This is a genomic window from Paenibacillus xylanivorans (genome assembly GCF_001280595.1).
GTDB lineage: Bacteria > Bacillota > Bacilli > Paenibacillales > Paenibacillaceae > Paenibacillus > Paenibacillus xylanivorans.
The window spans coordinates 18,845-45,294 of record NZ_LITU01000053.1; the positions used below are offsets into that span (position 1 = coordinate 18,845).

At 47.5% G+C, this 26,450-nt stretch carries 30 protein-coding genes; 28 read left to right on the forward strand and 2 right to left on the reverse strand.

Annotated elements, in window-relative coordinates; all coding sequences use genetic code 11:
• Window positions 1-16: 16 nt before the first annotated feature.
• A complete protein-coding gene (locus tag AMS66_RS10090; protein WP_053780678.1) occupies window positions 17-370 on the forward strand; it encodes a 2Fe-2S iron-sulfur cluster-binding protein in 354 nt (117 codons plus the stop codon).
• Window positions 371-405: 35 nt separating this feature from the next.
• Entirely contained in the window at window positions 406-1,179 is a 774-nt protein-coding gene (locus tag AMS66_RS10095; protein WP_082350643.1) for a hypothetical protein, read from the forward strand.
• A 152-nt stretch (window positions 1,180-1,331) separates the two neighbouring features.
• Here AMS66_RS10095 and AMS66_RS10100 read toward each other — a convergent pair whose 3' ends face one another.
• On the reverse strand, window positions 1,332-1,721 hold the full coding sequence (locus tag AMS66_RS10100) for a tautomerase family protein (RefSeq protein WP_053780679.1): 390 nt from the start codon (window positions 1,719-1,721) through the stop codon (window positions 1,332-1,334).
• Between the two features lie 452 nt (window positions 1,722-2,173).
• Here AMS66_RS10100 and spoIVA point away from each other — a divergent pair, with 452 nt between their 5' ends.
• The 5 genes from spoIVA (at window position 2,174) to AMS66_RS10125 (ending at window position 8,069) form a co-directional block, all read left to right on the forward strand.
• Entirely contained in the window at window positions 2,174-3,652 is a 1,479-nt protein-coding gene (gene spoIVA / locus AMS66_RS10105; RefSeq protein ID WP_024630674.1) for a stage IV sporulation protein A, read from the forward strand.
• Window positions 3,653-3,870: 218 nt separating this feature from the next.
• Window positions 3,871-4,968, forward strand: coding sequence for a sugar ABC transporter substrate-binding protein (locus AMS66_RS10110; protein ID WP_053780680.1), 1,098 nt, complete (start codon window positions 3,871-3,873; stop codon window positions 4,966-4,968).
• A gap of 108 nt (window positions 4,969-5,076) precedes the next feature.
• Window positions 5,077-6,594, forward strand: coding sequence for a sugar ABC transporter ATP-binding protein (locus AMS66_RS10115; protein ID WP_053780681.1), 1,518 nt, complete (start codon window positions 5,077-5,079; stop codon window positions 6,592-6,594).
• Complete coding sequence (locus AMS66_RS10120; RefSeq protein ID WP_024630671.1) at window positions 6,591-7,577, forward strand: ABC transporter permease; 987 nt, start codon at window positions 6,591-6,593, stop codon at window positions 7,575-7,577. Before AMS66_RS10115 ends, AMS66_RS10120 begins: the two co-directional genes overlap by 4 nt.
• A gap of 219 nt (window positions 7,578-7,796) precedes the next feature.
• Entirely contained in the window at window positions 7,797-8,069 is a 273-nt protein-coding gene (locus tag AMS66_RS10125) for an HU family DNA-binding protein (protein WP_024630670.1), read from the forward strand.
• A gap of 80 nt (window positions 8,070-8,149) precedes the next feature.
• Here the strand turns inward: AMS66_RS10125 and AMS66_RS32700 are convergent, their stop codons facing one another.
• Window positions 8,150-8,296: a hypothetical protein gene (locus AMS66_RS32700; RefSeq protein WP_160319681.1), complete on the reverse strand. Its 147-nt coding sequence runs from the start codon at window positions 8,294-8,296 to the stop codon at window positions 8,150-8,152.
• 148 nt (window positions 8,297-8,444) lie between these two features.
• On the opposite strand from AMS66_RS32700, the gene mtrB reads away from it, so the two are divergent.
• The 21 genes from mtrB to AMS66_RS33620 form a co-directional block, all read left to right on the forward strand.
• Window positions 8,445-8,666: a trp RNA-binding attenuation protein MtrB gene (gene mtrB / locus AMS66_RS10130; RefSeq protein ID WP_024630669.1), complete on the forward strand. Its 222-nt coding sequence runs from the start codon at window positions 8,445-8,447 to the stop codon at window positions 8,664-8,666.
• Between the two features lie 98 nt (window positions 8,667-8,764).
• Entirely contained in the window at window positions 8,765-9,316 is a 552-nt protein-coding gene (locus tag AMS66_RS10135) for a hypothetical protein (RefSeq protein ID WP_053780682.1), read from the forward strand.
• A 101-nt stretch (window positions 9,317-9,417) separates the two neighbouring features.
• The gene (locus AMS66_RS10140; protein ID WP_053780683.1) at window positions 9,418-10,281 is read left to right on the forward strand and encodes a heptaprenyl diphosphate synthase component 1; all 864 of its coding nucleotides are present in this window, start codon (window positions 9,418-9,420) and stop codon (window positions 10,279-10,281) included.
• Between the two features lie 15 nt (window positions 10,282-10,296).
• Window positions 10,297-11,025, forward strand: coding sequence for a demethylmenaquinone methyltransferase (locus AMS66_RS10145; protein ID WP_053780684.1), 729 nt, complete (start codon window positions 10,297-10,299; stop codon window positions 11,023-11,025).
• Window positions 11,018-11,884, forward strand: coding sequence for a UbiA-like polyprenyltransferase (locus AMS66_RS10150; RefSeq protein ID WP_053780685.1), 867 nt, complete (start codon window positions 11,018-11,020; stop codon window positions 11,882-11,884). The genes AMS66_RS10145 and AMS66_RS10150 overlap by 8 nt, the downstream gene beginning before the upstream one ends.
• Window positions 11,885-11,886: 2 nt before the next feature.
• A complete protein-coding gene (locus AMS66_RS10155) occupies window positions 11,887-12,504 on the forward strand; it encodes a UbiX family flavin prenyltransferase (RefSeq protein ID WP_053780686.1) in 618 nt (205 codons plus the stop codon).
• Window positions 12,505-12,839: 335 nt separating this feature from the next.
• Window positions 12,840-13,814, forward strand: a complete 975-nt coding sequence (locus AMS66_RS10160; RefSeq protein WP_053780687.1) for a polyprenyl synthetase family protein — start codon at window positions 12,840-12,842, stop codon at window positions 13,812-13,814.
• 190 nt (window positions 13,815-14,004) lie between these two features.
• Window positions 14,005-14,448, forward strand: a complete 444-nt coding sequence (ndk, locus tag AMS66_RS10165; RefSeq protein WP_053780688.1) for a nucleoside-diphosphate kinase — start codon at window positions 14,005-14,007, stop codon at window positions 14,446-14,448.
• 24 nt (window positions 14,449-14,472) lie between these two features.
• A complete protein-coding gene (locus AMS66_RS10170; RefSeq protein ID WP_053780689.1) occupies window positions 14,473-15,267 on the forward strand; it encodes a CheR family methyltransferase in 795 nt (264 codons plus the stop codon).
• Window positions 15,268-15,514: 247 nt separating this feature from the next.
• Window positions 15,515-16,684, forward strand: a complete 1,170-nt coding sequence (gene aroC / locus AMS66_RS10175; RefSeq protein ID WP_053780690.1) for a chorismate synthase — start codon at window positions 15,515-15,517, stop codon at window positions 16,682-16,684.
• A gap of 1 nt (window position 16,685) precedes the next feature.
• Window positions 16,686-17,780, forward strand: coding sequence for a 3-dehydroquinate synthase (gene aroB, locus AMS66_RS10180; protein ID WP_053780691.1), 1,095 nt, complete (start codon window positions 16,686-16,688; stop codon window positions 17,778-17,780).
• A 5-nt stretch (window positions 17,781-17,785) separates the two neighbouring features.
• On the forward strand, window positions 17,786-18,163 hold the full coding sequence (gene aroH / locus AMS66_RS10185) for a chorismate mutase (protein WP_053780692.1): 378 nt from the start codon (window positions 17,786-17,788) through the stop codon (window positions 18,161-18,163).
• A 28-nt stretch (window positions 18,164-18,191) separates the two neighbouring features.
• Window positions 18,192-18,344, forward strand: coding sequence for a hypothetical protein (locus tag AMS66_RS33165; RefSeq protein WP_201782159.1), 153 nt, complete (start codon window positions 18,192-18,194; stop codon window positions 18,342-18,344).
• A 326-nt stretch (window positions 18,345-18,670) separates the two neighbouring features.
• Entirely contained in the window at window positions 18,671-20,242 is a 1,572-nt protein-coding gene (gene trpE, locus AMS66_RS10190; protein ID WP_053780693.1) for an anthranilate synthase component I, read from the forward strand.
• A gap of 86 nt (window positions 20,243-20,328) precedes the next feature.
• Window positions 20,329-21,351, forward strand: coding sequence for an anthranilate phosphoribosyltransferase (trpD, locus tag AMS66_RS10195; protein WP_407944537.1), 1,023 nt, complete (start codon window positions 20,329-20,331; stop codon window positions 21,349-21,351).
• Window positions 21,341-22,132 carry an indole-3-glycerol phosphate synthase TrpC gene (gene trpC, locus AMS66_RS10200; protein WP_053780694.1) on the forward strand — a complete coding sequence of 264 codons (792 nt, stop codon included), beginning with the start codon at window positions 21,341-21,343 and terminating at the stop codon, window positions 22,130-22,132. Before trpD ends, trpC begins: the two co-directional genes overlap by 11 nt.
• Complete coding sequence (locus tag AMS66_RS10205; RefSeq protein WP_082350644.1) at window positions 22,129-22,866, forward strand: phosphoribosylanthranilate isomerase; 738 nt, start codon at window positions 22,129-22,131, stop codon at window positions 22,864-22,866. The genes trpC and AMS66_RS10205 overlap by 4 nt, the downstream gene beginning before the upstream one ends.
• Window positions 22,863-24,062 carry a tryptophan synthase subunit beta gene (trpB, locus tag AMS66_RS10210; protein ID WP_053780695.1) on the forward strand — a complete coding sequence of 400 codons (1,200 nt, stop codon included), beginning with the start codon at window positions 22,863-22,865 and terminating at the stop codon, window positions 24,060-24,062. The genes AMS66_RS10205 and trpB overlap by 4 nt, the downstream gene beginning before the upstream one ends.
• On the forward strand, window positions 24,059-24,865 hold the full coding sequence (gene trpA, locus AMS66_RS10215) for a tryptophan synthase subunit alpha (protein ID WP_053780696.1): 807 nt from the start codon (window positions 24,059-24,061) through the stop codon (window positions 24,863-24,865). The genes trpB and trpA overlap by 4 nt, the downstream gene beginning before the upstream one ends.
• Before the next feature lie 86 nt (window positions 24,866-24,951).
• The gene (hisC, locus tag AMS66_RS10220) at window positions 24,952-26,052 is read left to right on the forward strand and encodes a histidinol-phosphate transaminase (protein WP_053780697.1); all 1,101 of its coding nucleotides are present in this window, start codon (window positions 24,952-24,954) and stop codon (window positions 26,050-26,052) included.
• Window positions 26,053-26,079: 27 nt separating this feature from the next.
• On the forward strand, window positions 26,080-26,450 hold a 371-nt coding region (locus tag AMS66_RS33620; protein WP_236703317.1), incomplete at its 3' end, for a prephenate dehydrogenase/arogenate dehydrogenase family protein.

The following is a 26,450-nucleotide window of genomic DNA, read 5'->3' on the forward strand; positions in this document are numbered from 1 at the left end:
GTTGGGAGGAAGAATGATGGATTGCAATATTACATTTTTACCGCAAAATAAAACGATTCGGCTAAAGCCAGGGGTAACGCTGCTAAATGCTGCACGCCGTGCAGGGGTGAAAATAGCAACGCGATGTGATGGAAAGGCTGCCTGCCTGATGTGTAAGGTGAAAATAGATTCGGAATATCTTGCAGCGCTGCATCCACCAACAGATGCGGAGAAGCGTAAGCTAGGTTCCTTGCTGGATGCAGGCACTCGGCTGTCATGTCAGGCGAAGGTGCGGGGATCGGTGACGGTTCATGTTCCGGAGGACCCGCTGAAGGCAGCGATTCGTAAACAATTGGAGCGTCAGCAGCAGGAAGAGGACGATTGGTTCTAAGAATACCTGAGTGGAACGATTCAAGGAGGATACGGATGAACGAGAATATGACGAAGAACGTGAAACCAAGAGGGCAGAGGCGTCACTTGCAGAAGATGTCCTGTCTACTCTTATTCCTGTTGCTTGCTATTACAGCAACGGGGTGTATGTATCAATCCCAGAGTAATCCCGATCCCAAAATAGCTTATAGGGAAAGCGTAAGCCGTATTCAAACTGCGGTAGAAGCATTCCAACAGGATCAGGGGATTTTGCCCATGGTCAATGCAGATATGGAAACACCGAAATATGAAAAATTCAGAGTCGATCTGTCCAAGCTGAAACAGCAGGGGTATCTGGATGAAATACCCGGCACTGCGTTTGAAAGTGGTGGTAGCGCTTACTTTCTCATTCAGGATGAAGAAGTGAAGCCAACTGTCAAAGTCATGGATCTTCAAACCGTGCAGCAAGTAAATGATGTTCAACGAATGGTCAATCAGTACAAATCCGTACATAACAATCAATTGCCACGTGGGGAAGAACTGTATCCAGGCCTATACGCTGTGGATATGGAACAGGCAGCACAGGCTGGTGCCCCTGCGGTTACACTGAATAGTGTGTATTCAGGTCAGGAGCTGCCTTTCATGATGGATGACGAGGGCAATGTCTATGTGGATTATGCCTTTGACATTATGCAGGCTGTAGAGAAGTCAGAGAATCCTCCAACGAAAGTGGAAGATATGCGTGATTTCTTGCTGGAGCATTCTTACTTTGTCCCTGTAAAATCGGTCGCCTACACCTGGCAGAATAACACCCCAGTGGCAAGAAAGTAATCATGAGCGTTAATTCGTTCGAGTGTTACACAATACAATGATTGTCCTTAAGATTAGAAAAGAGATATTCCGCATCATGGGATATCTCTTTCTTATATGTTGGTTTATAGTTCACATCATATGGTCCATAAGCTTTATTCAGATTACTTTGTTCAGACCTCGACTTTATAACTCAAGTCAAGTTCATCGCCGGGCAATCCCCGGATACCCCAATGACTGCGCGGTGTTTCAAATAGGGTAATCTCCACATCATTAGGTGACAATTTCAACTGTTCATTCATTCGTGTGAATAATTGCTGAATGAGCTCTTTCTTGACTTGATCTGTGCGGCCTTCGAACATGCTGATTTCAATAATGGTATACCCTGCTGAACGATCAGAGGGAAAAAGAAAATCATCCATGTCCATGGGAAAGTAACGTTGAAACTTCTTGTTCTCCGGTAATCCTACAACATCCATCATAACGGAGTGTATGACTTGTGAAAGCTGCTCTTTCAATGGGTTCAGGTGCACACCTAGTCCATATACTTTGATCTGTGCCATGCTCATCTCACCTTTCTCAGCTCGTTATCTCTGCTCTGCTAAAAAATGCCTTACTTTCACAGTATACCTTCTGCACAGCTTGAACGGTACCAAGAAAAACCAAGTCAACGAACCGGCATAAAAGCTTCGGCGCGCTCATAAAGTAGATTGTAATAAAGACGCGCAGTCCGAGAGCGGGGCGATTCTCTTAAGGTCACTACCTTGAGAAAAAAACAAAAAATACGCGTCATAATGCTGCATACGGATACATAAGATGATACTAGTCCAATTGCATGTACGAGTTAACGCCGCTCTCGCCGGTTTCATCAGAATGCAACGTTCGGCGGCGGACGACTTCCGGGCACTCACAAAGGCGGCTCTACCGTTGCAGGGATTTCAGTCTTCTGATTGAAAAAACGAAGCGGATGCTCTTTAGCATTTTTCCTTCGGAGTAATTTAGGGAGGGGATTTCATTGGAGAAAGTAGACATTTTTAAGGACATTGCCGAGCGGACCGGAGGGGATATTTATCTCGGGGTTGTCGGCGCAGTCCGGACGGGGAAATCAACATTTATCAAACGTTTCATGGAAACAATCGTCTTGCCGAACATTACAAATGAGGCAGACCGCGCACGGGCAGTGGATGAACTCCCACAAAGTGCAGCAGGCAAAACGATTATGACTACGGAACCGAAATTCGTACCGAATAACGCGGTTCAAATCAAGGTCGCAGAGGGACTTGATGTCAATGTGCGCCTTGTGGATTGTGTAGGTTACGCGGTGGAAGGAGCGAAGGGATACGAGGATGAGAATGGTCCACGTATGATCTCCACTCCATGGTTTGAAGAACCGATTCCGTTCCAGGAAGCTGCCGAAATTGGCACGCGCAAGGTCATTCAGGAGCATTCCACACTCGGTGTGGTGGTCACAACAGATGGCACGATCGCGGAGATTGCCCGGAGCTCCTATGTGGAATCAGAGGAACGCGTCATTGCAGAGCTGAAGGAAGTGGGTAAACCATTTGTGTTGGTGATCAACTCGACTCGCCCTCGCAGTGAAGAAGCGCTCCAGTTGCGTAGTGAGCTTGCTGCCAAGTATGACATTCCGGTCATGACCCTCAGTGCAGCAACAATGACAGAAGATGATGTGACAGGTGTGCTTCGCGAAGTGCTGTATGAGTTCCCTGTACATGAAGTGAATGTGAATCTGCCGAGCTGGGTAATGGTGCTGAATGAAAACCACTGGCTGCGCAGCAACTACGAAAATTCCGTGCGTGACACCGTTAAGGATATTCGCAGGCTGCGTGATGTGGATCGGGTTGTTGCTCAGTTCATGGAATACGAATTCATCGATCGAGCGGGACTGAGCGGCATGAACATGGGGCAAGGTGTGGCAGAAATCGATCTGTATGCTCCGGATGAATTATACGATCAGATCCTCGTGGAAGTCGTTGGTATTGAAATTCGAGGCAAGGATCATCTGCTGCAATTGATGCAGGAATTCTCCCATGCGAAGAGGGAGTACGATCGCTTCGCTGAGGCGCTGGAGATGGTCAAAACGACGGGCTACGGTATCGCAGCGCCATCCCTCGCCGAGATGGCACTGGATGAACCAGAACTCATCCGGCAAGGTACCAAGTTCGGCGTCCGCCTGAAAGCAACCGCACCATCCATTCACATGATCCGGGTCGATGTGGAATCGGAGTTTGCACCGATTATCGGAACGGAAAAACAGAGTGAGGAACTGGTGAGGTACTTGATGCAGGACTTCGAGAACGATCCAATCAAGGTATGGGATTCAGATATGTTCGGTCGTTCACTGCATTCCATCGTGAGAGAAGGCATTCAGGGTAAAATTGCGATGATGCCAGATAACGCACGATACAAGTTGCAAGAGACGCTGGGACGTATCATTAACGAAGGTTCAGGTGGATTGATCGCCATTATTCTGTAAAGCCAAAAGACCGTAAAGGCCCCCCTTTACGGTCTTTTTCTTGTTTCATTTTTCTTGATTCTGGATGAAATGGATGGGAAGTTGTATGATTCATAAAAACTTAGCGAGTTTTAGCTTTAAATTGCTAAAACCCATTTACATACTTGGGATTAGCCGTTATATTAATATTCAATGATTGTGATCGAGATCACAGAGAGTGTGAACAGGGGGAGACAGAGATGAAAAAGAAAGATACAAAATGGGTATGGTTGAGTGTATTGCTCGTATTTACATTAGCGTTGTCCGCTTGCGGGATCAAAAAAGAACCTGCTTCAACTACAGCTTCCGGCGCAGCAGAGGACAAGCCCAAAACTGAAGTAGTAACAGGCCCACTCAGTGGAAAACGAATTGCACTAATTATGGAATTTAATACAGGCACTTTCTCACAGCAATATGTGCAAGGGGTAAAAGAAGAAATTGAAAAATTCGGTGGAGAACTGACTACGTTTGTCGCCGATAATGATAAAGCCAAAATGGTATCGTTGCTCGATAGCGCAATTAACCAGAAATTCGATGCCATTCTGACGGATCACGGGGATTCCTTGCTGGCGCCGGGCGTGAAAAAAGCAGTAAAACAAAACATTCCGGTTGTTGTGTTCGATGCAGACATTAGCGTTCCGGGAGCAACAGTGTTGTCCCAGGATGATCAGAAGATGGCTGAGCTTACGTTGGAGCAAATGAAAAAAGATATTAACGGACAAGGCAACATCGTAAAAGTATGGGTAGCCGGATTTGCTCCGATGGAACGCCGTCAGGTTGCTTATGGTGAGTTCTTGAAAGAAAACCCCGATATCAAGGAGATTGCAACATTTGGTTCAGCACAGAACCCGGCATTGGATACACAAGCCAAAATGGAAGCGATTCTGAAACAATATCCCAAAGGTGAAATCACAGCGGTATGGACTGCATGGGATGAGTTCGCCAAAGGTGCAGCGCGTGCGATTCAGCAAGCAGGACGTGACGAGATCAAGGTATACGGTATTGATATGAGTGATGAAGATTTGCAGATGATACAGGATCCGAAAAACCCTTGGGTAGCTTCCGCAGCAGTTGATCCAACAGACATTGGGCGTGTTCAGGTTCGTTATGCGTACCAGAAGCTGAATGGGGATGAGACCGAGGATCAAGTGGTCCTCAATCCGGTGTATGTACAGCGTGATGCGCTGCCTGACAAACAAATCTCCACTTCAGAGCTGTCCGAGTATGTTGAGGGCTGGGGAGGAAGTACACAGGGAATCAAGGATTGGATGTCAGAATACGGAGTTACTGCTAAATAAAGCAGCGTAACGAGGCGCGCCGCAAGGCGCGTTTTTTCTGACCATGATGAAATAAAACGACATGAGAATAGTGATACTCCCAGAGGGGAGCGATTGGAGGTTTGTGTCATGAGTACTGCACCGATTCTGCTTCAAATGGAACATGTCCACAAGCAGTTTGCAGGCATTCCCGCACTGAAAAATGTGGAGTTCTCCGTCAAAGGTGGGGAAATTCATGCGCTGCTTGGTGCGAATGGTGCCGGCAAGAGCACATTGATGAAAATTCTGTCTGGTGCCTATCAACTGGATCAGGGCACCATCCGGTTAAGTGGGCAAACTCTTCATTTGAATTCACCAGGCGATGCCAAAGCGAGTGGTATTCACTGTGTATACCAGGAGGTGGATGCTGCACTGGTACCCCAATTGACAGCTGCCGAGAATATTATGCTGGATCAATTGGCATCGCCTGACGGAGGTTGGTGGAAAAGTCCGCGGAAACTGCAACAGCGTGCGGCTGAAGCTTTGCAGCAGTTAGGAGCGAGCATATCCGTACACAAAAAAGTAGCCGACCTGACACTTGCGGAGAAGCAGATGATTCTGCTCGCACGTATCCTCATTCAGGATGCAAAGGTCATTATTTTTGACGAACCGACTGCGCCGCTGAGTCAGGAAGAAACGGACGCTTTTTTCCGAATCGTACATTTGTTGAAAGAGCGTGGTGTGACATGTATTTTCATTACTCACCGTCTTTCAGAAGTTACAAGTCACTGTGACCGCGTTACCGTTATGAGAGATGGACAACATGTGTTTACGGGTGAGGCACAGGAACTTACGATCAATGATCTGGTGACACAGATGCTCGGAAAACCGTTTGAGGAAGAGTTCCCCAAGACAGAGGCACCGGTAGGAGAAGTGTTGCTGGAAGCGCGAGGACTTCGGCGTGGAGTCCGGGTTAAGGGTGTGGACCTATCAGTTCGTCGAGGCGAAGTGCTTGCTGTGGTAGGGCTTGTAGGTGCAGGGAAAACGGAATGTTCCCGCTTGTTGATTGGTGCTGATCGGCTGGAGAGTGGGGAGATTCGGCTTAACAATCGTGAACTTCACCTTTCCCAACCTGCTGACGCTGCGGCTCTGGGCATTGTCTCAGTGCCTGAGGAACGCCGCAAACAGGGGATTCTGATTGAGGAAAACGTGGAACGGAATTTGAGCCTTCCCTTGCTTGGACGTCTCAGCAAATTAGGTTTTGTAAGCCGAAAGCGCGAGCGTGAGAATGCGGAATCTTTGGTACAGCAGCTTGGTATCAAAACATCGTCAGTGCGGCAGGAAGTGAAGTATTTAAGCGGTGGCAACCAGCAAAAGGTGGCCATCGGTAAATGGCTGAATGCGGACGCAGACGTCTTTATATTTGACGAGCCGACAAAAGGTGTGGATATCGGCGCCAAAAGTGACATTTTTCGTATCATTAACGAACTGGCTTTGGCTGGTAAAGCTGTTATCTACTTCACGTGTGAACTGGATGAAGGATTGGGTATTGGTGATCGGATTACAGTCATGTGTGAAGGGACGATCGTAAAGGAATTCAAACGGGGCGAGACTAACCAAGAACAGCTGCTATACTATGCAAGCGGTGGACAAGAGGTGGAAGCATGAAGGATAAATCATTGGATTTTGCGTTCCGTTATGGCGCGATTATCGTTATTATTGGTGTCATTGCATTTTTCGGTATTAAATTGCCTTATTTCTTCACGTACAGTAACTTGACCGATATTTTGGGTTCAATCTCTATCGTGACATTTGTGGCGATTGGTGTTACCTTATCTCTCATTGTAGATGGATTTGACCTCTCGGTGGGTGCAACTGTCTCGCTAACGACTGTCGTTACCGCTTCATTAATGATTTGGTACCAGCAGCCGCTGGCGGTTGTCATTATTGTCCCTCTGATCATTGGGGCTGTAATTGGTTGGCTTAATGCCTTACTGATCGTGAAACTCCGTATCCCAGATCTGCTGGCTACACTTGCCACGATGTACATCATTGGTGGAATTCACAAAACGTATGCTCAAGGCTACACGATCTACAACCATATGCAATTTCCTGACGGAAGCAAGGCTGCCGGAGAGATGGACCCTACATTCCTGCAACTAGGGCAGGGAAAATGGCTTGGAATGCCGATTTCGGTTATTCTGCTGCTCATTGCCGTTATCGGTGTGCATATCTTTTTGACGTATACGAAGTATGGGCGCCAGATGTACGTTACTGGGGGGAATGAGGAAGCGGCACGTCTATCCGGGATCAAGGTGAAAAAGGTGCGTACACTCGCCTATGTAGCAGCTGGAGTGTTTGCTGCAATCGGCGGTATTATCTATGCATCCAAAGTAGGTTCAGGACAAATCGATGCCGGTTCTCCGTTGTTAATGGAATCCGTAGCTGCTGTTTTTGTCGGCTTCTCCGTATTTGGTGCAGGCAAGCCGAACGTAATTGGAACATTCATTGGCTCCGTTCTGATAGGTGTACTGGTGAACGGTTTGACCATGATGAATGTTCAATATTTCACGCATGATATTGTAAAAGGTGGAGTGCTAGTGCTTGCCTTGGCTGTGACATTTTACGTGTTAAACCGCAACCGGACTTGAAATTGTGTGCTGTCTGTATTAGTATAAAATTTGTTCGGCGTCTGAAACAACCTTTGTTTCAGGCGACATTCTGCCGGAGATGACTGTTGACCGCAGGCCGAGATTTGTGTTCATCACGCTCAAGATGTACGTAGATTTTTTGTGTATGAACGTATATTTCGCTATAAAACGGAAACACAGTATAACATTCAGGACATTGATTCAGGAGGTGAAAAACAAATGAACAAATCAGACTTGATTACACACGTGTCTGAAGCGACTGAATTGTCCAAAAAGGATGTAACGAAAGCGGTTGATGCCGTATTCGAAGCAATCTCTGAGGCTCTTCAAAGCGGAGACAAAGTACAATTGGTTGGTTTTGGGAACTTCGAAGTTCGCGAGCGCTCTGCACGTAAAGGACGCAACCCGCAAACAGGTGAAGAAATCGAAATTCCTGCGAGCAAAATTCCTGCATTCAAACCAGGTAAAGCGCTCAAAGACGGAATTAAATAAGATTTCTACATATTCCATATGTCGACAAAAAGACCGTGACTTGTTCACGGCCTTTTCTTTTGTCCTTTAATCATTTCTCTTCATCGGTCTAGCGACTCCGGCTCATCGGGTTCCTGCGCATAGGCAATCAGAATGAGTTCTTCTCCAGCGGCTGCAGACAGATGCTGTTCGGTTTCTTTTAACTGGTGAATATGCTCGTCTGTCAGTTCTGCGGGAATATACTTCATAGAGACTCTCCTTTCTGTGGCTGGATAACTTGTAGTATGACCTGGGTGTAACAGATTATTGCGCTCCATTTCACATAGGGGCTGGTTGACAAATGAAACAATCTTTATCATCATTAACGCTATTGAACAAGGAGAGGGGATGTGCGTGATGGATCATCCAACCGGCAGTGATTATATCGTCATTAAGGCGGAGGAAAACGGTGTTCAGGTGATCGGCTTAACCCGTGGTCAGGATACCCGCTTCCACCATACGGAGAAGCTGGATAAGGGAGAAGTCATGTTTGCCCAATTTACCAATCATACTTCCGCCATTAAAATCCGTGGAAAAGCCACGCTGATCACAAAGCATGGACAGATTCAGTCGGAATAATGAAATTTGCAGGCATAGCCTGCTTTTTTTCATTGTACAATGAGGTATGAGCCTTTACCGGACAGACTACACTAACAGGTAAGGGCAGGGAGGCATTTATGAAACCGCGGATGATCGTGACTGCTTCACTGCTGGCAACGGTTGCGGCGGTCCTTCTGCTTGTTGCCATACAAACCTTACATATACGTACCTGGGGCGGTGAAAACGTACAACCCGTTTCTGCGTCGCAGCATCCCGTCCAGCTAACAGAAGACAATCTGGTGGACGTGCTGAGCACCATGAAATTATCGACACCCATTGCCAGGGTGGAGTGGAAACAATCCATTTTGACGCTTGATCTAAAGGTTACCGGAACCAGCACAAGTTACACTGAAATCTATGGTAATATGGCTGCTGTGGCAGATCTAGGCTTTCGAAGTCTGGAAAACGTGGAACAGGTGATGCTGCGTGTTATGGCAGAAGATGAATGGCTTCACAAAAGACATTTGTTGCTCGCTGCCGATTTTCGGCGTGGGGAATGGCCGATGTATGCGATCGAAACGCTTCGAGACTGGAACAGTCCGGTCCTCTCGGACGAATTGAAGGACTGGTTTCACATGATGGAGACCGAACTTTGGAAGAAGCAATTCGAAATGTCAAGTCAGGGGTAATAGAATACCAGGATTCAGTGCGTGCCCGATAAACATATGCTATAATATATAAGATTGTAGTGCAGAAATGGTTTAACAATGCAAAGGCTCGGAGGCTGAGAATGAATTCATATCGCGTACCCCAACTAGCAAAGAAATATACGGATTACGACATGATTCGACAACATACTGAAATCCCTTCATTTCCGGATAGCCGGGCTCGTCTGCTGCAGGTATTTGTGGGCCGCACAGACGAAAAGGTGCATGATGAGCTATACGCTCTCGCCACCTCGCTCGTTCAGTTGGCCATGGATACGCATGATCGAATCGATACGATATCCGGAGAGCGTAGAGAATTGGAGATGCGTTCACGCCAGCTGAACGTGCTTGCCGGAGATTATTTCAGTAGCCGTTTCTATCAGTTGCTTGCCCATGCTGGCAAAATTGAAATGATCGGTAAACTTAGTAGTGCTGTATCCAAAGTGAATGCACGTAAGATGACGCTGTATGAACGGATGAAAAAGCTTCTCGTTTCGGCTGAAGAATACTTGCGTGAAACAGTACAGCTGAAGATGCAGCTGTTTCTTTCTTTTACAGGCATGATCCGCGATAACGAAGCATCGCTATGGAACGACCTGTTGGTCGAATTTAGCTATTGCGAGGCAATTATGGAAGAGCTGCAGCGGATGAATGACGAGCAGTACTTTTATCACAGTTATGCTTTCTGGCATATTTACGAGTATGGCAATGACGACGAGCGGAATATACTGCGTCAGCCGGAGCCGGATACAAGAGCATGGAGTGGTATGGTGCTGAAGTATCGGATCGGCGATTTTTTGCTGGACAAGCTTCGTGAGTGTACACACCGTATACAACTGTTGCTGCAAGACGAGGAAGATCAACTGGGCCTGCATGAGATCAATGCAATCCTGGAGCCTTACCTGACATATTTGCAGCCTTCACATGCGGCAGTAAGGGAAGATTGAGGGGGAGACAGACGAATGGGGAGCGGAGAGACCAAACCTAAAGAAGAATTTGTCCATTCTGTTTTTCAGAGTATAGCCGGTAAATATGACGTCATGAATGATATTCTGAGTTTCCGCAGGCACAAGGCTTGGCGTAAATTTACCATGAAGAAGATGAATATGTCCAAAGGCGATACCGGTCTCGATTTGTGCTGCGGCACATGTGACTGGACGCTCGCGATGGCTGAAGCAAGTGAAACAGGTCACATGCATGGACTTGATTTCAGCAGCAACATGTTGGAGGTTGGACAAACCAAAGTTGACGCTGTAAATCGGCAAAAACAAATTACGTTGGTACAGGGCAATGCGATGTCGCTTCCCTTTGAAGACAATTCATTCGATTATGTGACGATCGGATTTGGACTGCGCAATGTACCGGATCTCAGACAGGTTCTGTCGGAGATGAAGCGTGTAGTGAAACCTGGTGGCATGGTGGTGTGTCTGGAATTATCCAAGCCAACATGGCAGCCGTTTAAAGGTATTTATTATTTTTATTTTGAACAAGTATTACCCAATCTTGCCAAATTGTTTGCCAAACGTTATGAGCAGTATAAATGGCTGCCGGACTCACTTGCACTTTTTCCAGGAAGGAAGGAACTGGCCGACATTTTCGCTGAAACTGGATTGCAGCAAGTGCAGGCCTACCCTCTAACCGGAGGCGTCGCGGCACTGCATATTGGAACCAAGGAGAATCAGCATGTTTAGGAAAATTCGCATCTTTTTAGAAATGATTAAAATTGAACACACGCTTTTCGCTTTACCTTTTGCATTTATGGGAGCCATCCTCGGTTCCATGCTAGTGAAAGATACATTCCCTACCTGGATGCAGATTATGTGGGTATTACTCGCCATGATTGGTGCACGGAGTGCGGCATTCGGCTTGAACCGCATAATTGACCAAGCGATTGACAAGAAAAACCCACGTACTGCAATGAGAGCTATCCCTGCCGGTTTGTTAAAAAACGGTGAGGTAGTTATTTTTATCGTGGTATCATTTGCATTGTTATTCTGGGCCTCATCTAACCTTAATGTGTTATCCATGCAGCTGTTACCGATAGCTGTATTTATGCTGGTATTGTATTCTTACACCAAACGATTCACATGGCTGTGCCACGTAGTTCTTGGCATGACCCTTGGTCTGGCTCCACTTGGGGGCTGGGTAGCAGTTACAGGTACGATGGATTGGACAGCGATTGTGCTGTACGTTACGATTGTATTCTGGACTGCAGGGTTTGATATCATCTATGCATGTCAGGATCTGGAGTTCGATCAGGAAGAAGGGCTTCATTCCATACCTTCCCGTTTCGGTCTTACTAAATCCTTGGGTATCGCCAAGTTTTTCCATTTGATTACGGCCATTGGTTTTCTTGCATTGCTATTGATGACTGATTTGAGCTGGTGGTACGGTGCCGGAATGCTGATTACTTATGGTATTCTATTCTATGAGCACTATATCGTATCGCCAAATGACATGAGCCGTGTTCAAACAGCATTCTTTACGATGAACAGTGTGTTGAGTGTGGTTGTATTTACATTTACCCTAATTGATCTGGCGGTGAAATAAAGATGCAGCAGCCGGACAATAAACGACTTGTTGTCGGAATTACCGGAGCCAGTGGAAGTATATATGGCATCAGATTAATTGAAACGCTGCTTGATCTTGAATACACCGTGCATCTGGTGATATCCAATGCGGGTTGGCGTGTATTGAAAGAAGAAATGGACTGGGATGTTACGAATCGGGACGGTGTGCTGGAAGAAAAATTTGGCGGCCGTGCGGGTTCCCTGATCTATCATCCCGTTAGTGATATTGGTGCCTCCATCGCAAGTGGTTCTTTCCTGGCAGAAGGCATGATTATCATGCCTTGCTCCATGGGTACTCTTTCATCCATTTCACAAGGGTCGTCGGACAATCTGATGTCCCGAGCTGCCGATGTCATGATGAAAGAGGGAAGAACACTGATTCTGGTGCCGCGTGAGACGCCACTGCATGCAATCCATCTGGAAAACATGCTGAAGCTCTCCAGGCTCGGTGTCCGAATGATACCGGCCATGCCTGCTTTTTATTACAAACCCCAGACGATGGACGAGTTGATTCTATTCCTGGTGGGTAAAGTGCTCGATAGCTTGCGCATTCCTCATCAACTGTTTACAAGATGGGGAGAACCGGATGAACGGGGATAGGTGGAGTTCCTTACACATTAATCTACTGATAAAGTGTAGGGATTTCTTGGCCACCCCCGAATCCCGGGGTATTGGTGAGCGCTGATGGTGATGATTGGATGTGACCACAGCCTTGACCCATGCTCCGGCAGCTTCTGTAATTATGTTTCAGAACAAGTCGCAGAGTTTAATTCCCGGATGTCGGCCTTGACATTCGAAGAAGAGTAGTACGTCTTAGAAGAACACAAGCAGGAAAGGCAAGCCCTGGTTTTTCGTTATGCCTGCAGGCCCGACTTGCTGGAGGGGAAGGTAAGCATGGATTTATGGACTGACAATACGCTGACACGGGTGAACGAATGAAACTATTGGATATTTTCGGGTTGTTAAAAAAAGATATGGACTACATTGAAAAAGAGCTCTATCGCAGTGTTCAGGGAGAACAGAAGCTGCTGAGCGAAACGTCACTTCACCTGCTCAAGGCAGGAGGTAAGCGGTTGCGGCCGGTATTTGTGTTACTTGGTGGGAAATTTGGTACATACGATATTGAACGTTTGAAGCTGGTAGCGGTTCCGTTGGAGCTGATCCATTCCGCTTCTCTGGTTCACGATGATGTTATTGACAATGCCGCGACACGGAGAGGTAAACCAACGGTGAAGTCCAAATGGGATAATCGGATTGCGATGTACACCGGAGATTACATTTACGGCAAGGCGCTTGAGATGACTGCGGGTCTATCTGATCCGGCGATACACCGTATTCTGGCCAAAGCGATGGTGCAGATGTCCATTGGTGAAATGGAGCAAATTCGGGACTTTTTCAATACGGGACAAAGTGTACGTAACTATCTCTTGCGAATTCGTCGCAAGACGGCGCTTCTTATTGCTGTCAGCTGTCAGCTGGGAGCGCTTGCTACTCGTGCGCCGGAACATGTATCCTCGTTGCTGTACACCTACGGTTACAACGTGGGTATGGCGTTCCAGATCCAGGACGATGTACTTGATCTGGTTGGAACCGAGAAACAACTGGGCAAGCCTCCAGGCAGTGATATGAAGCAGGGGAATATTACGCTGCCTGTACTGTATGCATTGCAGGAGCCCAATTTGCGTGAACCTTTGCTGGAGGAGATAACCCGCGTCCAGCACGAGGAGGGACGGGCCAGTGCATCAGATGCCATTGGAATGATTCGCCAAAGTCAAGGAATTGCTAAAGCAGAAGCCCTGGCTGACCGATATATGAAGAAAGCGCTCGATGCTCTGGATCAACTGCCTAACATCAAGACCACCAAAAACTTGCGTGATATCGCTCATTTTGTGGTCAAACGTACGCATTAATATGTTTGGGCATTACTCTGCTATGGACGCGCATCTTTCATGAATGCAGTTTCTCGTGTATCTGTTCTCACTCAAAAAATAACGTTCATGTGATTTTCCTCATTGGGAGGATTTGGACATGTATGTTACAATCAAAGGGATTGCGTTTACATAATGAAATAACTTTGAACCGTGAGTGAGGAGTGAGCCGATGGATCGTACATTTTTGATGGTGAAGCCGGATGGTGTGCAGCGTGGTTTGATAGGGCGTATCGTTAGCCGTCTGGAAGACAAAGGATTTAAGTTGGTGGCAGGCAAGCTGGTGCAGATGTCTGAAGATCAGGCCAAACGCCATTATGCTGAACATGAGGGGAAACCGTTCTTCGATGATCTGGTTCGTTTTATCACATCTGGACCTGTATTTGCTATGGTTTGGGAAGGTGACGACGTCGTGGCGCTTGCGCGCATCGTAATCGGGAAAACCAATGTGAAGGAAGCGGCTCCGGGTACCATTCGAGGAGATTTCGCCAGCCACACACCGCATAATCTGATTCATGGGGCGGATTCACCGGAAAGCGCCACTCGTGAAGCAGCGAACTTCTTTGCTCCGGATGAGCTGGTAACGTACGACAAGAGCATCGCAGCCTGGTTGTAATTTTTTAGCCAGAAGGGTGATACGATGCTGGAGCAGGAACAACTACTAGACCCGGATTACGCCGGATTTATTCGGAAAATCAAAGAGAGCACAGGCATTGATCTTGCTCAATACAAGGAAGGCCAGATGAAAAGAAGGCTGACCACACTTCGTAACAAAAACGGATTTCATACGTTTTCTAACTTTTTTGATGCCATGCAAAAGGAAAAGTCTTTGTTTTATGAGTTTCTGGATCGCATGACCATTAACGTCTCGGAATTTTGGCGTAACCCTAATCGCTGGGAAGTACTGCGGGATGAAATCCTGCCTGAGTTGCTGGGTTCAAAACGTGGCGTTAAAGTGTGGAGTGCCGCTTGTTCCACAGGTGAAGAACCTTACACTTTGGCGATGATTCTGGACACGATGGGCATTCTTAAGGGAAGCTCCATTACCGCAAGTGACTTGGATGAAGGTGCTCTCGCCAAAGCCAAAGAAGGGCGTTATATGGAACGCTCGCTCAAAGATGTACCAAAGGAAACGGCTAATCGTTACTTCAAGCAGGATGGCTTGGTGTACCGTATTGATGAACAATTGAAAAGTTCGGTCAAGTTCATGAAGCAAAATCTGTTGTTGGATCGTTTTGACGAAGGGTATGATCTGATTGTGTGCCGAAATGTCATGATCTATTTTACCGAGGAAGCCAAAAACCTGTTGTATCACAAGTTTGCAACAAGTTTGCGTCCAGGCGGTATATTGTTCGTGGGCAGTACGGAACAGATTTTTTCCCCGGGACAATATAGTCTTGAGACAGCGGAAACATTCTTTTATCGCAAAAAATAATTTCAATTGATTTCATAACCGTCTGGTGAGCACATCTACATGTGTCCAGGCGGTTATTTTCATAATGGATGAAAGGATATTTCTCAGACACGCCGGAATCTCAATCAATTCCTAATCGAGCCCAATCCATTTTAGGACAAGAAACGACCGGCTTTCTTGTCAAAGCCGGTCAGCTATACTATAATAAGCAAAGAAATTATGGGATTTTAGCAATGTGAAGTTTAACAGTTTAAAGGGGGAACGTATTATGAGTTTACGCTATTTAACCGCAGGGGAGACGCACGGACCCCAATTAACCGCAATTATTGAAGGATTGCCAAGCAATCTGAATATTGACTTTGAAGAGCTGAATTTTCAGCTTCACCGCCGCCAGAAGGGATATGGCCGTGGACGTCGCATGCAAATTGAGAAGGATCAGGCCAATTTCGTTGGTGGTATCCGTCACGGATATACAACAGGTGCTCCCGTAGCGTTGGTTGTTCAAAATAATGACTGGAAACACTGGCAGAATATTATGAATATTGAGCCGATTGAAGGCAGTGATGAAGAGAAACGCCGCGTTCATCGTCCGCGTCCGGGACATGCCGATCTGAATGGCGGGCTCAAATATAACCTGAAAGATTTACGTAATGTACTGGAGCGTTCCAGTGCCCGTGAGACTACGGTGCGTGTAGCATGTGGTGCTATTGCACGTCAATTCCTCGCTGAATTCGGAATCAAAGTAGCTGGACGTGTGTTGCGTATCGGAGAAATTGAAGCTCCTTATCAAGATCTGCCGATCGATGAACTGATCGAAGTGACAGAAGCCTCCTCCGTACGTGTGACCGATACAGAAACCGAGAAGAAGATGGAAGCCTACATCGACCAGATCAAGCAGGAAGGCGACTCCATCGGTGGAATCGTGGAATGCATTGTTGAAGGTGTGCCTGTGGGTCTTGGTAGCCACGTACAGTATGACCGCAAACTGGATGCACGAATCGCACAGGGTGTCATGTCCATTAACGCATTCAAGGGTGTGGAAATTGGTATCGGCTTCGAAGCCGGAACGATTCGTGGCTCTCAGGTGCATGATGAGATCGTGCATAGTGAAGAGCGTGGTTACCACCGGGCGACCAATCGTCTTGGTGGATTCGAGGGTGGAATGACAAACGGCATGCCGGTAGTGGTACGTGGGGTTATGAAACCTATTCCTACGTTGTACAAACCGCTTCAAAGTGTGGATATCGATACCAAAGAAGCATTTACAGCTCAGGTCGAGCGTTCTGATGCATGTGCTGTTCCGGCAGCTAGTGTTGTTATGGAGCATGTGGTAGCTTGGGAAATTGCAAAAGCATTCCTTGAGAAATTTGGCGGAGACTCCATGGAGGAAATCCGCGCTAACTTTGCTAACTATAATAATCAACTGGAGAATTACTAAGATGCGCCAGCTGACAGTGCGGTTGGAGGAGCGCTCTTATCCAATTCTTATTGGCAGCGGCCTGTTGGCTCAAGCGCCTCAATACTTTGAGCAATATGGCTTAACCAAAAAAAGCCCACTACTCATTATTACCGATGAGCATGTGGCATCCAAATACTTGTCCGATCTGGAACAAACGCTGCGTGCGGCTGGTTTTACAGTCGTCTCCGCAGTTGTTCCATCTGGTGAAACATCGAAATCCCTTTCGGTATATCAGGATATGATGACTGCTGCCATCGAAGGCAAACTAGATCGCAGTTCGGCTATTGTTGCTCTAGGCGGCGGTGTAGTGGGGGATCTGGCTGGTTTTGTTGCTGCTACATATATGCGTGGAATCAAATTTGTACAAGTGCCTACCACGATCCTGGCGCATGACAGCAGTGTTGGCGGCAAGGTAGCTGTCAATCATCCTCTGGCTAAAAATATGATCGGTGCATTCCATCAGCCAGAGTTGGTGCTCTATGATGTCGATACGCTTCAAACCTTGCCGCCCCGCGATGTCTCAGCTGGTTTGTCAGAGATGCTGAAGCACGGTCTGATTCGGGACGAAGCTTTTGCATACTGGTGTGAGGAGCATGCGGATGAACTGCTTGCTCTTGATCCGGAGGCTCTGGGGTATGGCTTGGAACGAGGTTGTGGGATCAAGGCAGAGATTGTATCACGAGACGAACGCGAAAATGGAGAACGTGCATTGTTAAACCTGGGTCATACGATTGGTCATGCCATTGAAGCGATTGCCGGTTACGGCGAATTTCTGCATGGTGAAGCCATCTCAATTGGTATGGCGGGCTCGGCATTGCTAGGCGAGAAGTTGGGGGCCCCAGCAGGACTCTATGACGATACGGTTCGCATGCTGCGTTCACTGCGTCTCCCGGTAACGATGCCAAAACATCTGGATACGGATGCATTAATGGATGCCATGATGCACGACAAAAAGTTCCGTGAGGGCCATATGGTCTTCATTATTCCAGACCGGATCGGCGCTGCCAGAATTGTGAAGGATGTACCGATAACGGCAGTGCGCGAAGTCATTGAATTGCTCAAGAAGGGAGAATAAAAGCGATGGTTACTCGGGGAATTCGCGGGGCCACAACGGTCACGCATAACAACGAAGAGCATATTTTGAAAGAAACGGCTGTACTATTGCAGGAAATCGTGGATCGTAACGAAATCACACCCGAAGATATTTGCAGTGTGTGGATTACGATGACTGGAGATCTGGATGCAGCTTTCCCAGCAAAGGCAATTCGCCAGTTGGATGGCTGGGAGCTTGTACCCTTGATGTGTGCGCTGGAAGTTCCGGTTGCAGGTGCCTTGCCACAATGCATCCGTTTTATGGTACATGTTAACACTGCAAAAGGTCAGAATGAAATCAACCATGTGTACCTTAACGGTGCACAGTCTCTGCGTCCCGATTTGGCGGCACCTTCCAATTCGTAACATTAGAGTGGTTGTCAAATCATTCGGAATGATGTATAGTGAGAACCAGTTGAGTAGAGTAGAGATTGAGCTGAGAGCAGCTGAGCTGAGTGGAGTATATAGCAGAGTCCAGCGGGTGGTAACCGGAGCAACAGAAGCCGGTCAACTGATTCGCGGTACGTCGTGCTACGGAATTATTTGAAACAGGATGAAGGAAAGCAAACGTGTCTAGCGACATCGTTTTGTTTAGGTATAATACGAATGATGTCCTCTTGTATTTCATTAAAGAATGAATGCTATGGATGAGATCGTGTATGCCGATACATTTCCTCTGTATTTGATGGATGTATGAAACATCCATACAACAGCCTGTATGATAATTCGGTAAGGATGCATGTATAGGGACTTGTTATTTATGAAGCACCAACCTGTTGAAACAGCTTATAACCAAACCTCTACCTGATGGTAGAGGTTTTTTTGTTGTATATATTACTTTTTCTTCTACCTAATCTGAAAGGACGTGATCTAATGATAACGCCAAACGTTAATCAAGTACTGAAAATGTCGAATGAATATAATCTGATTCCGGTAGTCAAACGGATTCTGGCAGACATGGAGACCCCAATTCGGATTTTCCGCCGTTATGCTGACAACGACCGGGCATTTCTGCTGGAAAGTGTGGAGGGTGGAATTCAATGGGCGAGATATTCCTTCATCGGTACAAATCCGTTCCTGATGATCTCGGCCAAAAAAGGCCGGATTGTGGTAGAAGAAGCAGGGCAGACTCGAGAACTGCCAGGCAAACCGATTGAAGAACTCAAAGCGCTGCTCCGTAAGTATCGGAGCCCAAAAGATGATGAACTGCCGCCATTTACAGGCGGGGCTATTGGTTTCTTTGGATACGATCTGCTGCAATATTATGAGAAGCTTCCAGCCCACGCGCTGGATGATCTGAAAATGGATGATATTCGCTTCATGTTCTGTGACCAGATTATCGTGTTTGACCATGTAAAGCAGCAGATGCTGCTCGTGGGCAATGTGCACGTGAAAGACGGTGCAACGGATGATGATATCCGCCAAGCTTATGCTTTATCTTCTGAGAAGCTGGAACAGGCCGCTGAACGCTTGCAGCAGCAAGGACCTGGAGAGAACCTGAACCCGCGTTCCATTCCAGGAGATGTGGAACTGGGGGATATTCGATCCAACCTGACGAAGGAACAGTTTATCGGGAATGTAGAGCAGGCCAAAGAGTACATTCAGGCAGGAGATATTTTTCAAGTCGTATTATCCCAACGTTTCCATATTGATACCGAAGTTTCTCCACTGCATGTATATCGCGTGCTTCGGACGTTGAATCCATCACCCTATATGTATTATTTGAAGATGGACGATGAAATTATTGTGGGGACATCACCGGAAGCGTTGGTAAAAGTGGATGGAAACCGCGTAGAGACACGACCAATTGCGGGGACTCGCCCAAGAGGAGCTACGGAAGCAGAAGATCGTGCCTTGGCCGCAGATCTATTGCAGGATGAGAAGGAACGTGCAGAACATCTGATGCTTGTCGATCTGGGTCGTAATGATCTGGGCCGCGTATCTAACTTCGGAAGTGTGAAATGTGACATGTTCATGGAGATTGAACGATATTCCCACGTCATGCACATGGTGTCCAACGTTACAGGTGAGCTTAGAGAAGATAAGGATTTCTTTGATGCATTTCTTTCATGCTTGCCAGCGGGTACGGTATCCGGTGCGCCAAAGCTGCGTGCAATGGAGATTATCGCGGAACTGGAAAAAGAAGCACGGGGTGCTTATGCAGGTGCTATCGGTTATCTTGGTTTCTCAGGAAACATGGACTCCTGTATTACGATCCGAACGATCATTTTCAAAAAAGGAAAAGCATATGTGCAGGCCGGAGCCGGAATCGTATGGGATTCGGTGCCTGAGAATGAATATGAAGAAACCGTAAATAAGGCCAAAGCGTTGCTGAAGGCGATTCGTACAGCAGAAGCGATGTTTCCTGCCAAAGAGAAGGAACATACCTTGAAACTTGCCAACGCCGATTATTTTGTTACCCCAGCCACGGCTGTAAAAAACTGAGAGAGGAGAGACCGGAAATGAATATAAACCCTGTCATGAATGAAGAATCCGAGCGGTCCGTAACTAAAGTTAGTGATGCGGAGGGGATGAAGAACGGCCTTGCCAAAATTTTGGAGGGCAGCCATCTGGAGCAGGCGGAAGCACGCGACTTGATGTACTCCATCATGAGAGGTGAAGCCACTCCGGCTCAAATCGGAGGTTTGCTTATGGGCTTGCGGATGAAGGGGGAAACGGTGGATGAAATCACGGGGTTTGCCGAAGCCATGCGTGGACAGGGCGGAAGGATTCTGACCGACGGCAATGGACTGCTGGACACCTGTGGAACAGGGGGTTCAGGTATTCATAAGTTCAACATTTCAACGGCATCGGCCATCATTGCTTCTGCAGTGTCTGTCCGGGTGGCGAAGCATGGTAATCGCTCTGCCTCAGGTAAGGCGGGCAGTGCGGATGTACTTGAAGCATTGGGCGTGAATATTCATCTGGACGGAGAGCAGGCGAGACAATGTCTCGATGAGATCGGAATCTGTTTCTGTTTTGCACAGGTGTACCACCCTTCCATGAAACATGCAGCTGCACCAAGAAAAGAGCTGGGTGTGCGTACGATTTTTAACATGCTTGGACCTCTAACCAATCCTGCGGGAGCGGATCGACAATTGCTTGGTTTATATGACCGCAGCCGGACACCGATGATTGCTGAAGTGCTGAATCGTCTGGGGCTGAAAAGAGCCTTGGTGGTAGCCAGTCATGATGGACTGGATGAAATCAGCATCTCCGCACCAACCCAGGTATCCGAGCTGCGTAATAGTGAAGTGCATACGTATGACATTGATCCACGTGATATGGGATTATCGTTACATCCGCTGGAATCGGTTCTTGGAGGAGATGCGGCTCAGAATGCCGAAATTATTAAAAGGATCTTTCAGGGAGAACGGAGCGCATACCGCGATGTCGTTCTGTTGAATGCCGGGGCATGCATCTATGTATCCGGTCTAGCGAATACCATTGCAGAAGGTGTGTTGATGGCAACAGAAGCTGTAGACTCTGGCAAGGCTGCCGGGAAGTTGGAACAGTTAATTCATACAACGGAGGCGTACAGTCATGTATCTTGATCGAATCGTAGCAACCAAACATAAAGAAGTTGAAGTTCTCGCACAAACATTTCAGATGGACGATGCGCTGAAAAAGATAGAGGCATTACCCCATACGCGTGGATTCGAGCGTGCTTTATCAGAGAGAAGTAACCGTAAGCTGGGTCTGATTGCCGAAGTGAAGAAGGCATCTCCGTCCAAAGGACTGATTCGTCCTGATTTCCATCCGGTAGAGATTGCTTCCGCATACGAACGGGCTGGAGCGGATTGTATATCGGTATTGACTGACGTTTCTTATTTCCAGGGAAATAGCGAATACTTGCAGGCCATTCATCAAGCTGTAAACATACCGCTACTGCGTAAGGATTTTATTATAGATGAACGACAGATTGCTGAGGCAAGACTGCTTGGCGCGGATGCCGTTTTGCTGATAGCGAGCATTCTGACACCCGAACAGATGCGTCAATATCTGACGTTTGCCAAAAGTCTGGGCCTTGATGCATTAATTGAAGTCCATGACCGTGCTGAACTGGAGCAAGTACTCGATATTCCGCAGGCAACACTTGTGGGCATCAACAACCGCAATCTGAAAACGTTCGAAACCAGTCTGAACACTACGTTGGATTTGATGGACTTGATTCCGGATGGTGTGACATTAATCAGCGAAAGTGGAATTGACGGTCCTGAGCCATTGGAATCTCTTATTGAAGCAGGTGTGCACGGTATTCTTGTTGGGGAGCATCTGATGCGCAAGGACGATGTTGAGGCTGCGGTATATGAACTGATGGGTCCAAAAGCATGAATGCATTCAATCATGACGGCACAAGCAGCAGAGAGGTAGATCTGCCAAACCGGCCGGCAGCGGCTGTAAAAATATGTGGACTTCAGGACGTTGAAGTGCTAAAATCGATGATAAACTTGCCTGTGGATTACATTGGTATTGTCTTTGCCCCATCCCGTCGTCGTATTACGCCTGAACAGGGTGCCGAGCTAAGAACGGTTCTCTTAGACTGGACGAAGTTCGATCAGCCGAAGCTGGCGGGTGTTTTCGTGAATCCCACGCTCGAAGAGCTGGAAAGCATCATGAAGATTTCACGCCTGGATGTCATTCAGCTGCATGGGCAGGAATCGCCGGAATTTTGTGAACAGGTGAAGCAACGCTTCGATACCGAAGTGTTCAAGGCCTTCTCTTTTCCCAAGGATGAAGTAGGTTCATTAGCTGACGATACTGCCTTATTGGCACTTGATCCATATAAAAATGTGGTGGACGCCGTATTGCTCGATACGTTTGACCCGCTCTATGGAGGGGGCTCCGGTAAAACCTTTGCATGGGAACGAATTCCTTTCTATGCCGATTGGGCAAGAGAGCATGGAATCGCGTTGTTCGTGGCAGGAGGATTACAGCCGGATAATGTGCAACAACTGATACAGAAATATGCACCGAACGGCGTCGATGTATCCAGCGGCGTAGAGTCCGAAGGTGTGAAGGATATTGCGAAAATAACAGCATTTGTAGAAAGGGTGAAGCAGGCATGACACATCAATTGCCGGATCAACACGGGCGTTTCGGTCCCTTCGGAGGCCGCTTTGTACCTGAGACACTAATGAACGCTCTGATCGAACTGGAGGAAGCGTACAGCCACTTCTCCGAAGACGAGGAATTCAACAAGGAACTGAATTATCTGCTAAGCGAGTATTCTGGACGGGAAACGCCTCTATACCATGCAGAGCAACTGTCCCGCCGCTTGGGTGGACCCAAAATTTATCTCAAACGTGAAGACCTGAACCATACAGGAGCGCACAAGATCAATAACGCTATTGGTCAGGGATTGCTGGCTAAACGGATGGGGAAAAAGAAAGTCATTGCCGAAACGGGTGCAGGACAGCATGGCGTTGCTACAGCAACAGTCGCTGCTTTGCTGGGTCTTGAATGCAAAGTGTTTATGGGCGAAGAAGATACACAGCGCCAACAATTGAACGTATTTCGGATGAAGCTGCTAGGAGCAGAAGTCATTCCGGTGACATCTGGAACACGGACATTGAAAGATGCAGGTAACGAGGCACTTCGCTACTGGGTTAGTCATGTGGAGGATACCTTTTACGTGCTTGGATCGGTAGTAGGTCCTCATCCGTACCCAATGATGGTACGTAACTTCCAGCGAGTGATCGGTGATGAGACACGGCGCCAGATTCAGGAGATTGAAGGACGGCTGCCGGATGTGATTGTTGCAGCTGTAGGCGGCGGAAGTAATGCAATCGGCATGTTCTATCCGTTTATTGGCGATCAGGATGTGAAGCTTGTTGGTGTTGAAGCAGCAGGTAAAGGCGTGGACACCGAGTTCCATGCCGCTACGATGAGTAAAGGGACACATGGTGTATTCCAGGGTTCGATGAGTTATCTACTGCAAGATGAATATGGACAGGTTCAGCCAGCACATTCCATTTCGGCGGGACTTGATTATCCGGGTGTTGGTCCTGAGCATTCTTATCTCAAAGATATTGAACGGGCAAAATACGTCCCGATCACGGATCAGGAAGCATTGGATGCCCTGCAGTTGCTGAGCCGAACAGAAGGCATTATCCCCGCTTTGGAGTCAGCCCATGCTGTTGCGCAGGTTGTCAAGCTCGCTCCTGAACTTAGCGCTGATAATATCGTTGTGATCTGTCTTTCCGGTCGTGGTGACAAAGACGTTGAATCGATTATGAAATATACAGGAGGGGATTTGGCATGAACCTGATGGACCAGACCTTCCAGCAACTGAAAGAACAGAACCGGACAGCACTTATTCCATTCCTTACGGTTGGAGATCCGGATGTGGATACCACGGTGGAAATCATTAAGGAATTGGAACAGGCGGGGGCAGACATTTTGGAACTGGGTGTTCCCTATTCTGATCCGCTTGCGGATGGACCGGTAATCCAGCGTGCTTCCGAGCGTGCATTGAAAAGTCAGATCACCATTCGGACTTGTATGGAGACCGCAGCGAGAGCACGTGCTGCGGGTGTGAAACTGCCTTTTGTACTGTTCACCTACTATAATCCGGTGTTGCAGACAGGACTGGATGTATTTTTTGACGAGTTGGTCAAACATGAGATCAGCGGCATGATCATCCCGGATCTTCCGATCGAGGAGGCAGAGGATATGCGTCGCCGTGCGGATGCAGCAGGTGTGCACTTGGTTCCGCTTGTTGCTCCTACCTCCAACGCCCGGATCGAGCGTATTGTCACGGGAGCACGTGGTTTCATTTATTGTGTCTCTTCTCTAGGTGTTACGGGAGAGAGAGCTTCCTTTTTCGATGGGGTAGAGAGCTTCATTGAAACTGTAAAGAGTCTGACAGATCTTCCGGTCGCTGTTGGCTTCGGCATTTCCAGTCACGAGCAGGTAGCGCGATTCTCTCGGATCTGTGACGGTGTTGTTGTAGGCAGTGCTATCGTTCGTCAGGTGGAAGAAGCCATTCCTCTTCTTGGAAACCCGGATACTCGTCAGGCAGGTCTGTTGCAAATTCGCAACTTTGTGGCACAATTAAAAGGATAGGGATTATATGATGTTACATCCCCGGGACATGCTTAGTTCATACTGAGGCATGTCCATAACTATTTTAATAACAGGAGGCGGTCGGGTTGAAACCAAAGTCCCAGATTGTCAATCTGCCTGTATATAAGCCGGGCAAACCGATTGAAGAAGTGAAACGTGAACTGGGTTTGGAGCAAGTGATTAAGCTGGCCTCCAACGAAAATCCATATGGAAGTTCCCCTGCTGCACTTGAAGCGATCACCAGAGAATTGGTCAATGTAAGCATATATCCGGATGGCAGTTCCACCGAACTGACTGAAGTGCTGGCGAATCATCTCAGTGTGGAACCGAGTAATCTGATTTTTGGTTGTGGATCGGATGAGATCATTGCGTTGATCACTCGTGCATTCTTCCTCCCGGGAGACGAGAACATCATGGCCGACCAGACGTTCTCTGTATACAAAAGTAACGCTGACATCGAAGGTGCTGTCAGCATTGAAGTGCCACTTAAAGATGGAACTCATGACCTGACTTCCATGATGGCGCAAATTAATGATAAGACTAAGGCGGTCTGGGTGTGTAACCCCAATAACCCAACGGGTACAATCATCTCTGAGCAGGAATTGACGGCTTTTATGGATCGTGTACCTTCTCATGTCATGGTTGTGCTGGATGAAGCCTATTATGAATTTGTAACGGATGAAGCCTACCCACAAAGTGTCCCTATGATTGAGCGTTATCCTAACCTGGTCATTTTGCGGACATTCTCCAAAATCTATGGACTGGCTTCATTGCGTATTGGATACGGTATTGCCCGCCCGGAAGTGATTGATCTCATTAACCGTGTACGTGAGCCGTTTAACACTTCACGTTTCGGTCAGGCTGCGGCGAAGGCTGCACTTGAGGATCAGGCTTTTGTCCAAGAATGTGCGGAGCGTAATGCAGTAGAACGAGAGTATTTGCAAAATGAATTCACACGGTTAGCACTGCCGTTTTTCCCTTCGCAGGGTAACTTCATCATGGTTGATCTGGACATGCCTTCTGCAACGGCGTTCCAGTCACTATTGAAACAAGGCATTATTGTTCGTCCTGGATTCCATGTATATCCAACATACATTCGTGTGTCCGTCGGAACATCAGAACAGAACCGTGCGTTTGTCACGGCACTGGAGAACACGCTGGCTGAGAAGGCGGTAGCACGCCCTTAAATCTGGCGATGAAAAGAGTGAGGACCCATGAAACTAAAAATTGCAATGATCGGTGTAGGGCTCATCGGCGGTTCACTGGCGCTTTGCTTCAAGGGCAAGCCTGGTGTAACGGTGATGGGCTATGCCCACCTGCCTGAACTGAAGGACAAGTACATAGCGAGTGGTGTAGTGGATGATGCTACGCTCTCTCTGGAGGAAGCGGTACAGGATGCCGACTTTATTTTTTTGTGCGTACCTGTTGGGCTGCTCGAATCCTATTTTGGACAATTGGCCAAACTTCCCTTGAAAAAGGGATGTATTATTACGGATGTAGGAAGCACTAAGGCGTCCATCGCAGCCTGTGCTGAGCATGTCCGCATGAGTGATGCATACTTTATCGGCGGTCATCCGATGGCCGG